The organism is Ensifer sp. MJa1 (genome assembly GCF_037026475.1).
GTDB lineage: Bacteria > Pseudomonadota > Alphaproteobacteria > Rhizobiales > Rhizobiaceae > Ensifer.
The window spans coordinates 190,573-204,002 of sequence record NZ_JAKUMO010000008.1 but is presented as its reverse complement, the minus strand read 5'-3'; the positions used below and the strand labels follow the sequence as shown (position 1 = coordinate 204,002).

At 59.6% G+C, this 13,430-nt stretch carries 14 protein-coding genes; 8 read left to right on the top strand and 6 right to left on the bottom strand.

Features of this window, described 5'->3' with window-relative positions:
• Window position 1 precedes the first annotated feature (1 nt).
• Entirely contained in the window at window positions 2–706 is a 705-nt protein-coding gene (locus MKZ91_RS13705) for a Tim44/TimA family putative adaptor protein (protein ID WP_336171456.1), read from the bottom strand.
• Window positions 707–835: 129 nt separating this feature from the next.
• Here MKZ91_RS13705 and MKZ91_RS13700 point away from each other — a divergent pair, with 129 nt between their 5' ends.
• Together MKZ91_RS13700 and secB are read left to right on the top strand one after the other, a co-directional pair.
• Window positions 836–1,345, top strand: coding sequence for an FxsA family protein (locus MKZ91_RS13700; RefSeq protein WP_336171408.1), 510 nt, complete (start codon window positions 836–838; stop codon window positions 1,343–1,345).
• A gap of 182 nt (window positions 1,346–1,527) precedes the next feature.
• Entirely contained in the window at window positions 1,528–2,022 is a 495-nt protein-coding gene (gene secB, locus MKZ91_RS13695) for a protein-export chaperone SecB (protein ID WP_336171407.1), read from the top strand.
• Between the two features lie 51 nt (window positions 2,023–2,073).
• On the opposite strand, the gene dnaQ is transcribed toward secB, so the two are convergent.
• From dnaQ to MKZ91_RS13670, 5 genes are read right to left on the bottom strand one after another with little or no spacing between them, the layout of a single operon-like run.
• Window positions 2,074–2,778, bottom strand: a complete 705-nt coding sequence (dnaQ, locus tag MKZ91_RS13690) for a DNA polymerase III subunit epsilon (RefSeq protein ID WP_336171406.1) — start codon at window positions 2,776–2,778, stop codon at window positions 2,074–2,076.
• Complete coding sequence (gene coaE, locus MKZ91_RS13685) at window positions 2,771–3,373, bottom strand: dephospho-CoA kinase (RefSeq protein ID WP_336171405.1); 603 nt, start codon at window positions 3,371–3,373, stop codon at window positions 2,771–2,773. The genes dnaQ and coaE overlap by 8 nt, the downstream gene beginning before the upstream one ends.
• Complete coding sequence (locus MKZ91_RS13680; RefSeq protein WP_336171404.1) at window positions 3,373–4,230, bottom strand: shikimate dehydrogenase; 858 nt, start codon at window positions 4,228–4,230, stop codon at window positions 3,373–3,375. Before MKZ91_RS13680 ends, coaE begins: the two co-directional genes overlap by 1 nt.
• Window positions 4,223–4,822, bottom strand: coding sequence for a Maf-like protein (locus tag MKZ91_RS13675; RefSeq protein WP_336171403.1), 600 nt, complete (start codon window positions 4,820–4,822; stop codon window positions 4,223–4,225). The genes MKZ91_RS13680 and MKZ91_RS13675 overlap by 8 nt, the downstream gene beginning before the upstream one ends.
• 30 nt (window positions 4,823–4,852) lie before the next feature.
• Window positions 4,853–5,674: a pyruvate, water dikinase regulatory protein gene (locus MKZ91_RS13670; RefSeq protein ID WP_336171402.1), complete on the bottom strand. Its 822-nt coding sequence runs from the start codon at window positions 5,672–5,674 to the stop codon at window positions 4,853–4,855.
• A gap of 407 nt (window positions 5,675–6,081) precedes the next feature.
• Between MKZ91_RS13670 and hemE the strand changes: the two genes are divergently transcribed.
• The 6 genes from hemE (at window position 6,082) to rsmG (ending at window position 13,423) form a co-directional block, all read left to right on the top strand.
• Window positions 6,082–7,113, top strand: a complete 1,032-nt coding sequence (gene hemE / locus MKZ91_RS13665; protein ID WP_336171401.1) for a uroporphyrinogen decarboxylase — start codon at window positions 6,082–6,084, stop codon at window positions 7,111–7,113.
• Window positions 7,110–7,652 (top strand): protoporphyrinogen oxidase HemJ, encoded by a 543-nt coding sequence (gene hemJ, locus MKZ91_RS13660; RefSeq protein WP_336171400.1) that lies wholly within the window; start codon window positions 7,110–7,112, stop codon window positions 7,650–7,652. The genes hemE and hemJ overlap by 4 nt, the downstream gene beginning before the upstream one ends.
• A 195-nt stretch (window positions 7,653–7,847) precedes the next feature.
• On the top strand, window positions 7,848–9,113 hold the full coding sequence (gene rho, locus MKZ91_RS13655; RefSeq protein WP_089044254.1) for a transcription termination factor Rho: 1,266 nt from the start codon (window positions 7,848–7,850) through the stop codon (window positions 9,111–9,113).
• 370 nt (window positions 9,114–9,483) lie between these two features.
• Window positions 9,484–10,812, top strand: coding sequence for a tRNA uridine-5-carboxymethylaminomethyl(34) synthesis GTPase MnmE (gene mnmE, locus MKZ91_RS13650; RefSeq protein WP_336171399.1), 1,329 nt, complete (start codon window positions 9,484–9,486; stop codon window positions 10,810–10,812).
• 92 nt (window positions 10,813–10,904) lie between these two features.
• Entirely contained in the window at window positions 10,905–12,785 is a 1,881-nt protein-coding gene (gene mnmG, locus MKZ91_RS13645; protein ID WP_336171398.1) for a tRNA uridine-5-carboxymethylaminomethyl(34) synthesis enzyme MnmG, read from the top strand.
• Window positions 12,782–13,423 carry a 16S rRNA (guanine(527)-N(7))-methyltransferase RsmG gene (gene rsmG, locus MKZ91_RS13640; RefSeq protein ID WP_336171397.1) on the top strand — a complete coding sequence of 214 codons (642 nt, stop codon included), beginning with the start codon at window positions 12,782–12,784 and terminating at the stop codon, window positions 13,421–13,423. Before mnmG ends, rsmG begins: the two co-directional genes overlap by 4 nt.
• Window positions 13,424–13,430: the final 7 nt, after the last annotated feature.

The window sequence follows — 13,430 nt, the reverse complement described above, 5'->3', positions numbered from 1 at the left end:
TTCAATTTTCGGATTCGGTCGCGATCAGCTTCCAGTTCGGATCCCGCGAGCGAATGTCGCGCGCAAAGGTCCAGAGGTCGTTGACCTCGGCGACGGACTCGGCATCGCCGTCCACCAGGCCGCCCTGCTTGTCATAGGTTGCGGAGATCAGCTGGCTGACGATGCGCACCGTGATGTTTTCTTCGCTGTCCTTGACCTCGGCGTGGATGATATCGGCCTTGTCGATACCGACAAAGGTGGACTTGACCACCTCTCCCTTGCGCTCGCGATCAGTAATCGCCGCATCGAAGCCCTCGTAAACCTCGCGGGAAAGCAGGTTCTTGAGCGTCTTGCGATCGCCGTCGGCAAACGCCATGACGATCATCTCGTAAGCCATCTTGGCACCGTTGACGAATTCCTTGGGATCAAAGCTCGGATCGGCATCGCTCAAGCCCCGAAGCTGGGTGTTCAGCGTCGTGCCAGCCTTGGCAAAGGCATCGATCGCTTCGTAGCGGTTCGCTTCGTCTTCAACACTTTCCCGCCGCGGCAACTGCACGACCTTGCCCTTGTCGCCGTTTTCAGGCCCTTGGCTCATGTCGCGCGGCGAATAAGGATCGAACGGCGGTCGCTCGCTGCCTGTCCGCCGGCCCAAGACGCTGCGCAATTGCAGGAAAATGACCACCGCGGCGATCAGGAAAAAAAACGTGATGAAGTCGAAGGAGCCCATTTCCACCCGGAACCGCTGTTAGAATATCTGGTAACTATTCCATATAGTCCGCCAAGATAGATCATTCAAATGGCGTTGTCGCACCCTTAGAGCGGGATGCGGCAAGAGGTTTCATTTTAGGCAATATCGATGCGTTCACTTTTTCTCCCTCTCGTCATCCTCGGATTGCCGCTGGCCGAGATCGCCGGCTTCGTCATCGTCGGGCGCGAGATCGGCCTGATGATGACCTTGCTGCTGGTGCTGGCAAGCGCATTTTTCGGCGTGATCCTGCTCCGTATCCAGGGATTTGCCGTCATGCGGCGTGTCCAGGAGGCTGCCAGAACCGGTAGCGACCCGGGACGCGAGGTCCTTGGCGGCGCCTTGTTGTTCGTCGCGGCGATCCTGCTCGTGGTACCGGGTTTCATCAGCGACGTGATCGGCCTCGCCTTGTTCCTGCCGTTCGTGCGCAATGCCGTTGCACTTTATCTACGCAATCGGATGACGGTCGTGACCGCGGCATCCGCAGGAGCAAGCTGGCACGATGGAAACACGACACGCGAAGCCCGGCCCTCGCCGCGCGTGATCGATCTTGAAGAGGGCGAATTCTCGCGGACAGAAGACGATGAAACCCCGCCTGCCGATGACCGTCATCGGCCCTAGCAAGAAGGCATCTGCAGGATTGCGCGGGGATCGTTCTGTCGCCCAGATTCCGCGGCATAATTGCTGCGTCGACCTCTGAATTCAAAAGCCGAGACCCCGGCCGCAAGCGCCGGACCCTCAGGGTTGTAAGGCCTAGGCCGAAATGCTAGATGGCCTCACCGAATTATGTCGAGGAAACCCTTATGACGACTGATACCGCATCCAACGGCAACGGCAGTGCGCAGAGCCCGACGCTGAACATCCTCGCCCAGTATATCAAGGACCTTTCCTTCGAGAATCCGGGTGCCCCGCGTTCGCTCCAGGCCCGTGACAAGGCGCCGTCGATCAACATCAATGTCAACGTCAACGCCAACCCGCTCGCAGAGAACGATTTCGACGTCGTTCTTTCGCTGAACGCCGAGGCAAAGGACGGTGACCGCGTCCTGTTCAACGTCGAGCTCGCCTATGGCGGCGTCTTCCGCGTTGCCGGCTTCCCGCAGGAGCACATGCTGCCGCTGCTCTTCATCGAGTGCCCGCGCCTGCTGTTCCCCTTCGCGCGCCAGATCGTTGCCGACGCGACCCGCAATGGCGGCTTCCCGCCGCTGATGATCGACCCCATCGATTTCGCGCAGATGTTCGCCCAGCGCATGGCCGAAGAGAAGGTCCGCGCTCAGGTCGCCAACGAGACGGCCAACTGATCAAGTTTCAGGACGGCTGAATTAGAAAGCCTGGCGGTTGCCGGGCTTTTTTTATTCCTGCGGCTCGTACTTCGCCCAGATCGCCTTGCCGCCGATCTTCGAAATCAGCGCCGCGTGGGCTGCAAGATCGTCCTGCGAAAGCCGGTTCGGCAACGGGCGCGGACGCTGTCCGATTGTGATCGGCGCATCGTCGAGTTCAATGGCCTGGCCAGTCGATTTGCTCGCGACCAGACCCAGGGCCGCCTGACGGCCACCGATCATCTCGATATAGACTTCGGCGAGAAGCTCGGAGTCGAGAAGAGCGCCGTGCTTTGCACGATGGGAATTGTCGATGCCGTAACGACGGCAGAGCGCATCCAGCGAATTTGGCCCCATCGGATGCTTGCGGCGCGCAAGCGCCAGCGTATCCGTTACCCGGTCGATGGCAATCGGTGGCAGGCCGAGCCGTGCGAACTCGGCATTGACAAAGCCCATGTCGAAGGTGGCGTTGTGCGCAACCCAGCGCGCATCGCCGAAGAAATCGAGGATCTGGTCGACGACGTCGGCAAAGGGCGGCTTGTCCTTCAGGAATTCATCGGTGATCCCGTGGATGGCGAGCGCATCCGGATGAACCTTGCGATTGCCGGGATTGATGAAGATGTGCAGGGTGCGTCCGGTCGGAAACTGGTTTTCGAGCTCGACGCCGCCGATTTCGATCACCCGGTCCTCGCGATTGTCGAGGCCCGTCGTTTCCGTATCGAAGATGATCTCACGCATCCGCGTCTCCCTTGCTTGCCGCCAGTTGGCCGACGATCGCCTTCACCTGGGCGCGGGTGACGTCGAAACTGTCGCTGGTATCGATGATGTAGTCGGCGCGTTTACGCTTCTCGCTGTCGGGGACCTGCCGCGCAAGGATCATTGCGAACTTTTCCTCCGTCATTCCTGGGCGTTTCAGCACCCGCTCGCGCTGGAGTTCGGGCGAACAGGTCACGACCGCGATACGATCCACCCGTTTTTCCGCTCCGGTTTCAAACAGCAACGGGATATCGAGAACGACGAAGGCGGCGCCCGCATCGGCACTTCGCGACAGGAATTCTTTTTCTTTCTCACGCACCAGCGGATGCACGATCGCCTCGAGTTCCGGCAGCCGCTGCGGCGCTGCCATGAGCTGGCGCGACAATTCGGCCCGATCGACCGTTCCGTCCTTCGTCGTTCCCGGGAAAGCGGCTTCGACCGGTGCGACCGCTTCGCCGCGATAAAGTTCATGGACGACCTCATCGGCATCGTTCACCAGCACGCCGAAGTCGCGAAACATCTGGGCCGTCGTCGACTTACCCATGCCAATCGATCCCGTCAGTCCGACAACGATCATCAGTGCTTGTCCATGTCATCAATAATGAGCTGTCGGAGTGCTGCATCGACGGTCGGCCGACAGCCGAACCACAGTTCGAAACCAGGTGCGGCCTGATGCAAGAGCATGCCAAGGCCGTCGACAATGGTGAAGCCTTGTGCTTCGGCCTGAGCAAGGATCGGCGTCTTCAGCGGAACATAGACGATATCGGTGACGACAGCGTCCGCCGCCATGACGCCGAAGTCGATCACCGGCGCCTCGTTTCCATCCATGCCGAGCGAAGTGGTGTTGATGAAGAGGCCAGCGCCGGTCATGACCTCCTGAAGCGCGCCCATCGGGTGCGCCTTGATGGCGGAGCCAAAGCGGTCGGCGAGTTCCTGTGCCCGTTCGACCGTGCGATTGACGACATGGATCGTCTTGATGCCCCGGTCGCGAACAGCCTGGATCACGGCGCGGCTGGCGCCGCCGGCGCCCAGAACCACGGCGGTCGACGCGCGCTCCCAGCCCTCGGCCCGCTCGTCAAGATTGGCGACGAAGCCGCGGCCGTCGGTATTGGTGGCGTGGACCTTGCCGTCCTGAAGCCAGAGCGTGTTGGCGGCGCCGAGCTCTTGGCTGAGTTCGTCCGGCCTGTCAGCCAGGCGACAGGCGAGTTCCTTGTGCGGGATCGTGACATTGCCACCGCAAAATCCGGCGGTACCGTCCCTCAACTTGGCGATGAAGGTTTCGAACTCTTCCGGCTTCACCTCGTGGGCGCGATAGCTACCAGGCAGGCCGAGCTGTTTCAGCCAGTAGCCGTGGATCAACGGCGACCGGGAATGCTTGATCGGATAGCCGGTGACGAAGGCGTGGTTAACAAATGTTTCACGTGAATCACGCATCGATCGTTCCCAGTTCACGAAGTTTGGCGAGCAGCGGCAGCATCGGAAGGCCGAGGATAGTGAAGTAGTCACCCTCGATCTTTTCGAACAGCTGGATCCCCTCGCCTTCAAGCTGATAGGCGCCGACACTCGAAAGCGCCTTTTCTCCAACCCGCTGCAGATGCCGGTCGACAAACGCTGCCGTCAGCGGCCGCACCGTCATATGAGCCGACGAGACATGTCGCCAGACAATCTCGCCGCCGCGCAAAAGCACGATCGCACTATTGAGACGATGGGTCTTGCCGGAGAGCGACAGCAAATGCTCGGCAGCCTCCACCATGTTCTGCGGCTTATGGTAGACACGCGAACCAAGCGACATGGTCTGGTCCGAGCCGATGACCAGGGCATCGCCGAAATGTCGGGCAACATCGAAAGCCTTTGCCTCGGCAAGCGCCAGCGCCACGTCCTCGGGCGCCGCCCCGGCGTCCTCCAGCGGCTTCTCCAATCCGCGTTCATCGATCCGGGCGGCCTGGGCTTCAAAGACGAGGCCGGCATTTTCCAGGAGCGCCCGACGGAACGGGCTGGCGGACGCCAGAACGAGCGAGGTTGTCATCTTGAAGTTCCTGAATTGTTCGATTCCGCTCTAGCGCAGACGCGGGCGCAGGGCAACGATCGCCGCCGCGGTTTCCTCGATCGATCGCCGGGTGACGTCGATAACCGGCCAATTGTTGCGCGCGCAGATCGCCCGGGCATATTTCAGCTCCTCGGTGATGGCGGCCCTGTCGGTGTATTGTTCGCCCTGATAGCCTTGCGTGGTTCCAAGCACCCGGTGCTGGCGGACCTGGGAGATACGCTCGGCCGTTGCGATCAGACCGACGACCAGCGGCTTTGTCGCCACCATCAATTTATCGGGAAGCGGCACGCCCGGCACGATCGGGATGTTCGCCGTCTTGATGCCGCGGTTTGCAAGATAGATGCTGGTGGGTGTCTTCGACGTTCTGCTGATGCCGATGAGAACGACATCCGCGTCATTGAAGTCGGCAGGCAGCTGCCCGTCATCATGGTCCATGGTGAAATTGAGCGCATCGATACGGGCAAAATACTCCGCGTCCATCACATGCTGCGCGCCGGAGCGGCGGCGTGACGGCGAGCCGAGATAGGACTGAAAGAGATCGATGATCGGATCAAGAACCGAGACACACGGAACGCCCATCTCGCGGCAACGCTGATCGATCACGTCGGCCAGTTCCCGGTCGACGATCGTATAGAGAACGATACCAGGTGCGCCGTCGATTGCGTCGAGGACCTGCAGCAACTGTTTGCGATTCCGAATCAACGGATAGACGTGCTCCAACGCATGAGACGTCTGAAATTGTGCGGCGGCAGCACGGCCGGCGGCAATCAGAGTCTCGCCGGTCGAGTCCGAAATCAGGTGAAGGTGGAAGTAGTTTTTCTTGTTCTCCACGCAATTCTCCGGGTGCTGTTGATAAACCGGGATGAACGACAGCTAACGACGGGGCACGGATCCAGGCAAGTGGAAAACAGGCGACTTATTCACAATTGGCGCAAGCGCGGAAATCACTCCGTGGCAAATGTGGAAAAGACTCGCGGTGATGACAAAGTGTCACGCTTATCGACCGGCTATCCACAGGCGACCGGAAATTTTGACTTTCTATAATACGCTGATTCAAAAAGCGTTTCGTCGTCCTTCCACGCTGCTTGTTCAAACAGTGTCTCTCGTCTCCCGTTCGCGGGCGGTTCGTTCAGGCTTCGTGGACAAGTGCGTGGGTTGTTTTAATCCTTGATACCCACCGACTCTAAGAAATAGAAACCTTCTAAATATCTTTGATTTTAAATTGGGAGAGACAATCCGTGACCGAAACGCGCAGAAAGGTTCTGGAGGTTTTGGCCGGGAAGACGGTGTCGCCTCCTCCCATCTGGCTCATGCGCCAGGCTGGTCGTTATCTCCCGGAGTATCGGGCGACCAGGACTCAGGCGGGCAGTTTTCTCGACCTCTGCTACACTCCCGAACTGGCTGTGGAAGTGACGCTTCAGCCGATCCGACGTTACGCTTTCGATGCTGCCATCCTGTTCTCCGATATCCTGGTCATTCCCGACGCTCTGAAGCGCAATGTTCGCTTCGAGGAAGGACATGGACCGCGGATGGATCCGATTGATGTTGACGGTATCCTGTCCCTGAAGCCTGAGGGTATCGCAGAGCACCTCCAGCCGGTCTTTGAGACGGTGTCGCGGTTGCGTGCTGAACTTCCAGCCGAAACGACGCTGCTCGGCTTCTGTGGGGCTCCCTGGACGGTTGCGACCTATATGATTGCCGGACATGGAACGCCGGACCAGGCCCCTGCCCGCCTGTTCGCCTATCGCAATCCGGAAGCCTTCGATCATCTGCTGTCCTTGCTAGCGGATGTCTCGGCAGATTATCTCGTGCGGCAGATCGATGCCGGCGCCGATGCGGTGCAGATCTTCGATTCCTGGGCGGGTGTTCTCGGCGAGGAGGAATTTGCACGCTATGCCGTCAAGCCGGTGCAGCGCATCATCGCCTCGGTCAGGGCGCAAAGACCCAATGCCAGGATCATTGCCTTTGCCAAGGGCGCCGGGCAGCTCTTGAAGGGATACCGGCAGGCGACGGGTGCAGACGCGATCGGTCTCGACTGGACCGTTCCCCTGTCCTTTGCCCGCGAACTGCAGAAGGACGGACCCGTGCAGGGCAATCTTGATCCGATGCGGGTTGTGGCCGGTGGGACGGCCTTGGACGAAGGTATCGACCGCATCCTCGACGCGCTTGGCCAGGGTCCGCTGATCTTCAACCTTGGCCACGGCATAACGCCGCAGGCTGATCCGGACCACGTCACCGCGCTCGTTGACCGCGTTCGCGGAGCGCGATGATGGCCGAGCGGCAGACGGATGAGGCACCTGGCAACAGAGCACGGCTGAGGGCCGCGATCGCACTTGGTGCTTTCGTGGCCTTGCTGGCGGGTCTGTTTGTCTGGCAGCCCGATGATCTCTATCTGTGGATCAAGGCGCTGCATGTCATCGCGGTGATGTCGTGGATGGCCGCCCTGCTCTACATGCCGCGCCTGTTCATCTACCACACGGACGCCGAGCCCGGCTCCGCGCAGTCAGAAACCTTCAAGATGATGGAGTTGCGCCTTCTGAAGGTCATCATGAACCCGGCGATGATGATCTCCTGGGTGCTGGGGTTGTATCTCGCCTGGAGCGTCTACGGGTTCCAGGGCGGCTGGTTGCACGCCAAGCTGTTGTTCGTCGTGCTTTTGACCGTTATCCACATGCGTTTCAGCCGCGCCGTCCGTGCTTTCCAGCGCGACGAAAACAGGCACAATGCCCGCTATTGGCGGCTGATGAACGAGGCCCCGACCCTGTTGATGATCCTCATCGTCATCATGGTGGTGGTGAAGCCGTTTTGAATTTAATCGATTTGCACTTGCAATAGTCGTCGCTAATTTGCGACAGCCCCTTGCGGCGTTTCACGTGAATCGCTATTTTCTGCCATCTCCTCTTCATGGCTTGTGACAAAGACAAGAGCCTGCCTCTTCCAGCCGCAGCTCCTCCCTGACGAAAACTCGCCGTCTCTCCATACCCATACCAAACATGGATCCTTCATGGCTGAAATGAAGCTACAAGAACTCAAGAACAAGACGCCGACCGATCTGCTCGCCTTTGCCGAGGAGCTCGAGGTGGAAAACGCCAGCACGATGCGCAAGCAGGAGCTGATGTTTGCAATCCTCAAGATGCTCGCGGCCCAGGATATCGAGATCATCGGTGAAGGCGTCGTTGAAGTGCTGCAGGACGGTTTCGGCTTTCTCCGCTCGGCGAATGCGAACTACCTCCCCGGCCCTGACGACATCTACATCTCTCCCTCCCAGATCCGCCGTTTCTCCCTGAAGACTGGCGACACGGTTGAGGGCCCGATCCGCGGACCGAAGGAAGGCGAGCGCTACTTCGCGCTCCTCAAGGTTAACACGATCAATTTCGACGATCCGGAAAAGATCCGTCACAAGGTTCACTTCGACAACCTGACGCCGCTCTATCCGAACGAGCGCTTCAAGATGGAACTCGACGTTCCGACGTCGAAGGATCTTTCGGCGCGAGTCATCGACCTGGTGGCGCCGCTCGGCAAGGGCCAGCGTGGTCTGATCGTCGCTCCGCCGCGCACCGGTAAGACGGTGCTGTTGCAGAACATCGCCCATTCGATCACGGCCAACCATCCAGAATGTTATCTGATCGTTCTGCTGATTGACGAACGTCCGGAAGAAGTGACGGACATGCAGCGCTCGGTGAAGGGTGAGGTCGTTTCCTCGACCTTCGACGAACCGGCAACGCGCCACGTCCAGGTTGCGGAAATGGTGATCGAGAAGGCCAAGCGCCTCGTGGAGCATGGCCGCGACGTCGTTATCCTGCTCGACTCCATCACCCGCCTTGGCCGCGCCTATAACACTGTCGTTCCGTCATCCGGCAAGGTCCTGACCGGCGGTGTCGACGCCAACGCCCTTCAGCGTCCGAAGCGCTTCTTCGGCGCCGCACGTAACATCGAAGAAGGTGGGTCGCTGACGATCATCGCGACCGCCCTCATCGATACCGGCAGCCGCATGGACGAAGTGATCTTCGAAGAGTTCAAGGGTACCGGTAACTCGGAAATCGTGCTCGACCGCAAGGTTGCCGATAAGCGCATCTTCCCGGCAATGGATATTCTCAAGTCCGGCACGCGTAAGGAAGACCTGCTGGTGCCGCGCCAGGATCTGCAGAAGATCTTCGTTCTTCGCCGGATTCTCGCTCCGATGGGAACGACCGATGCAATCGAGTTCCTGATCGACAAGCTGAAGCAGACAAAGAACAACGGCGACTTCTTCGACTCGATGAACACCTGATCGAAGTTGCACCCCTCTTAATGACAAGGCCGGTCGATCCAATCGACCGGCCTTTTCATTTCCGCTATCCAGATTCCTCGCACTGGTTCCGATTCGCTTCCGCAACGATCAGACGGACATACAGACAGAGCTAACCGCGTTTCGTGGTGATTCACGTGAAACAGGTCCGCTTGTGAAACACGACTATGCGGGAAGCCTTGATCTTTCACGGCGACTTCGGCATAAGCTCCGGCGACCTTTCGGTCTGCCGGTATCTCCTAGCGTGAGCTTCCTCCGCGGAGTTGAACGATCCGGTCCGGAACTCGACGATGTCTAGTAACTTGACCGATGAGCGCTCCGACCGCTCCGAGCGGTCCCTTCAGGTGAGCCGATGGCAACTGTTGATACGATCTATGCGCTATCCAGCGGTGCCCTGCCCGCTGGCGTCGCCGTGGTTCGCATCAGCGGTCCGCAAACGCGATTGGTTCTTGGGGCTCTGTGCGGCACCCTTCCGGCCCCGCGCACCGCCACCCTGAGATCGATTCGGTCTCGCAACGGTCACATCATCGATAGCGGCCTGTTGCTCTATTTTCAGGGTCCGGCTTCGTTTACCGGCGAGGATTGCGGTGAACTGCAAATTCACGGTGGACGTGCGGCGGTCCACGCGTTGCTCGAGGAGCTGGCAGCATTCGAGGGTTTGCGGCACGCGGAAGCGGGTGAGTTTTCGCGGCGCGCTTTCCAGAACGGCAAGCTGGATCTGGTCGAAGTCGAGGGGCTTTCCGATCTGATCACCGCCGAAACCGAGATTCAGCGACGGCTGGCGATCGAGCATTCGGGCGGCGGACAGTCTAAGGTGTACGCGGAATGGGCAAGGCGATTGACCCATGCCCGCGCCATGATCGAAGCGGAGCTCGATTTCGCCGACGAGGATGACATTCCGGGTTCAGTCAGCGAACGGATCTGGCAGGACATGTCGCTCCTGTCTGGAGAATTGGCCGCGCATATCGCCGAGGCGCCGATTGCAGAGATCATTCGCGACGGATTGAAGATTGTCATTGCCGGTGAGCCGAACGCCGGGAAGTCCAGCTTGCTGAATGTGCTGGCACGACGGGACATCGCGATCGTAACGGAGATAGCCGGCACCACGCGCGATGTGTTGTCTGTCGACCTTTCGTTAGCCGGATTCTCAGTCAAGCTTTACGACACCGCGGGCTTGCGCGAGACCGACGAAATCGTCGAACAGGAAGGAATCCGTCGCGCACGAGAAGTTATCGAGCGTGCAGATCTGATCCTTCTGCTGTCGGAAACACCAACCGGTTTCCACACTCTTTCCGGGGTGGCTTCCGGCGATACACCCGTCTTGCGTGTCGGCACCAAGCTTGACCGGGTCGACGGCGCTTGGATGACCGGAGACGCTGACGTCATGATTTCGACCCGGACCGGCGAAGGCATGGATCGATTGTTGGATGCCATCGCGGGCCATCTCCCGGATCTGAGTGGCCGGACGTCGCTGTCGCTGCCGTCACGGCGGCGCCATGTTGATTGTCTACGGCAGGCCCAGCGCGCCCTCGATGAGAGCTTGGCCGGCCATCATCAAGGTCTCGATATCCGGGCGGAGCAGTTGCGCTTGGCCGGAGACGCGATGGGGCGTATCACCGGTCGCGTGGATGTCGAGAACCTTCTGGATGTGATATTTTCCGAATTCTGTATCGGAAAATAGTCTGTGGAAACAACGATACAACGTTTGCGAGTCTTTTGTTGTGTTTCACGTGAAACGATTCGCGCGGTTATGACTGCGCCGGAGAGCGAACAATGATGCAGTTTGACGTTATCGTTATTGGCGGCGGACATGCCGGTTGTGAAGCGGCGGCGGCGGCCGCAAGGCTCGGCGCGAAAACGGCGCTGATTACTCACAAGGCCTCAACGATTGGCGTGATGTCCTGCAACCCGGCGATCGGTGGCCTTGGTAAGGGGCACCTCGTCCGCGAAATCGATGCGATGGACGGGCTGATGGGACGCGTCGCTGACGCCGCCGGAATCCAGTTTCGGTTGCTCAACCGTCGCAAGGGACCAGCGGTTCGTGGCCCGCGGACCCAGGCCGATCGTCGGCTCTATCGCGAAGCGATGCAGCGCGAGATCGCGGCAATCGAGAATTTGCAGGTGATCGAAGGCGATGCTTTCGATCTGATCGATGCCGATGGCAAGATCAGCGGCGTCGTGATGAAGGACGGGCGCAGCTTCTCTGCGACGTCGATAGTCCTCACCACCGGCACCTTTCTGAAAGGTCTCATCCACATTGGCGACCAGAAGATCCCGGCCGGACGGGTGGGCGAGGAACCGTCGGTTGGTTTGTCGGGCACGTTGCTGCGCTATGGACTGCGGCTCGGTCGGTTGAAGACCGGAACGCCAGCGCGTCTCGATGGGCGAACGATCGATTGGAACCGCGTCGGTCGGCAAGGGCCGGACGAAGACCCGGTCCCCTTCTCCTTCATGACCGACCGCATCCTGAACCGCCAGATCGACTGCGGCGTGACGCGCACGACGGATGCCACCCACAAGATCATTGCCGACAACATCGGCAAGTCGGCGATGTATTCGGGTCAGATCGAAGGTGTGGGTCCGCGTTATTGCCCGTCGATCGAGGACAAGATCGTGCGCTTCGGCGAACGGGATGGCCATCAGATCTTCCTTGAGCCGGAAGGGCTTGATGACGACACGATCTATCCGAACGGCATCTCGACATCGCTTCCGGCTGACATCCAGGAGGCCTTCATCAAGACGATCCCCGGCTTGGAAGCGGTGACGATCCTGCAGCCGGGTTATGCGATCGAGTATGATCATGTCGATCCGCGTGAACTGAACGCGACGCTGGCGGTCCGCAAGATGCCGGGACTGTTCCTCGCTGGGCAGATCAACGGCACGACCGGTTACGAAGAGGCCGGGGCACAGGGTCTGGTTGCGGGTCTCAATGCCGCGGCGACGGCGATCGGGCGCGAAGACGTCGTCTTCAGCCGAACCGACTCCTATATCGGCGTGATGATCGACGACCTAACGTCGCGCGGCATTACCGAACCCTACCGCATGTTTACGTCGCGGGCCGAGTATCGGCTCTCGTTGCGCGCCGATAACGCCGATGCCCGGCTGACGCCGCTGGCGATCGAGCTTGGTTGTGTCTCGGACGCTAGACGCGATCGCTTCATTGAATGGAGCCGGCGCTTTGACGAGGGACGGCACTTGCTCAAGGGTCTGTCAATGACGCCTGCGGAAGGTGCACGTCACGGGCTCAAGCTCAATCAGGACGGACAACGCCGCACTGCGTTCGAGGTTCTGTCTTACCCAGAGCAATCGATCGCCGGCTTGGTGGCAATCTGGCCGGAGCTGGCGACCATCGCGCCTTCGGTCGTTGAGGCACTGGAGATTGATGCGGCCTATGCGGTCTACATGGACCGGCAAGCAGCGGACATTGCCGGTATGCGGCGCGAAGAGAATCTGTTGATACCCGACGACTTTGATTTTGATGCGCTCTCGGGCCTCTCGAATGAGTTGAAGCTGAAGTTGAAGCAGCAGGCGCCGCGCAATCTCGCACAGGTGATGAAGGTCGACGGGATGACACCGGCCGCCGCCTCGTTGATCCTGGCATGGCTGAAGCGCCAGAACCGCGTAGAACGCGAAGAAAAGGCCAGTGCACAATGAAAACGAGTCCTATTGCTGCGTTGAACGGACTGCGTGTTTCACGTGAAACGAATGAACGGCTGGCGCATTTCGCGCGGCTGTTTCAGAAGTGGGCAAAGTCGATCAATCTTGTGGCACCGTCCACCATCGAAGACCTTTGGAGCCGTCATATCGTCGATAGCCTGCAGCTGGCACAACTTTCTCCCGGCCCGAAAACCTGGGTTGATCTTGGCAGCGGCGGCGGGTTTCCAGGCGTAATCACCGCGATCTATCTAGCCGAGCTTTCGGATGGATGGGTGCATCTGGTCGAGAGCAACAACAAGAAGGCCGCCTTCCTGCGTGTCGCCCTGGCTGAAACAGGCGCGCGCGGTTCCGTTCATCCGATTCGGATCGAGGAAGCCGGCAAAGCCATCGCCCAGGCCGACGCTGTTTCCGCTCGCGCTCTGGCCGATCTGTCGCTGCTGCTCGATTATTCGGCGCCATGGATGGTCGCAGAGGGGCGCAACGCCATCGCCTTCTTCCACAAAGGGCGGGATTACCAGCGCGAGATCGATAAAGCCGTTGGCCGCTATCAGTTTGATCTGGTAAAACATCCAAGTGTGGTCGAGCCGGATTCTGTTGTGCTCGAAATCGCAAATTTGTCGCGCAAGGTTCAGTGATCGGCGA

What these genes read in the sequence shown, in the direction of transcription:
- MKZ91_RS13705 (WP_336171456.1), bottom strand. Translation starts at nt 706, where the DNA reads ATGGGCTCCTTCGACTTCATCACGTTTTTTTTCCTGATCGCCGCGGTG.
- MKZ91_RS13700 (WP_336171408.1), top strand. Translation starts at nt 836, where the DNA reads ATGCGTTCACTTTTTCTCCCTCTCGTCATCCTCGGATTGCCGCTGGCC.
- secB (WP_336171407.1), top strand. Translation starts at nt 1,528, where the DNA reads ATGACGACTGATACCGCATCCAACGGCAACGGCAGTGCGCAGAGCCCG.
- dnaQ (WP_336171406.1), bottom strand. Translation starts at nt 2,778, where the DNA reads ATGCGTGAGATCATCTTCGATACGGAAACGACGGGCCTCGACAATCGC.
- coaE (WP_336171405.1), bottom strand. Translation starts at nt 3,373, where the DNA reads ATGATCGTTGTCGGACTGACGGGATCGATTGGCATGGGTAAGTCGACG.
- MKZ91_RS13680 (WP_336171404.1), bottom strand. Translation starts at nt 4,230, where the DNA reads ATGCGTGATTCACGTGAAACATTTGTTAACCACGCCTTCGTCACCGGC.
- MKZ91_RS13675 (WP_336171403.1), bottom strand. Translation starts at nt 4,822, where the DNA reads ATGACAACCTCGCTCGTTCTGGCGTCCGCCAGCCCGTTCCGTCGGGCG.
- hemJ (WP_336171400.1), top strand. Translation starts at nt 7,110, where the DNA reads ATGATGGCCGAGCGGCAGACGGATGAGGCACCTGGCAACAGAGCACGG.
- rho (WP_089044254.1), top strand. Translation starts at nt 7,848, where the DNA reads ATGGCTGAAATGAAGCTACAAGAACTCAAGAACAAGACGCCGACCGAT.
- mnmE (WP_336171399.1), top strand. Translation starts at nt 9,484, where the DNA reads ATGGCAACTGTTGATACGATCTATGCGCTATCCAGCGGTGCCCTGCCC.
- mnmG (WP_336171398.1), top strand. Translation starts at nt 10,905, where the DNA reads ATGATGCAGTTTGACGTTATCGTTATTGGCGGCGGACATGCCGGTTGT.
- rsmG (WP_336171397.1), top strand. Translation starts at nt 12,782, where the DNA reads ATGAAAACGAGTCCTATTGCTGCGTTGAACGGACTGCGTGTTTCACGT.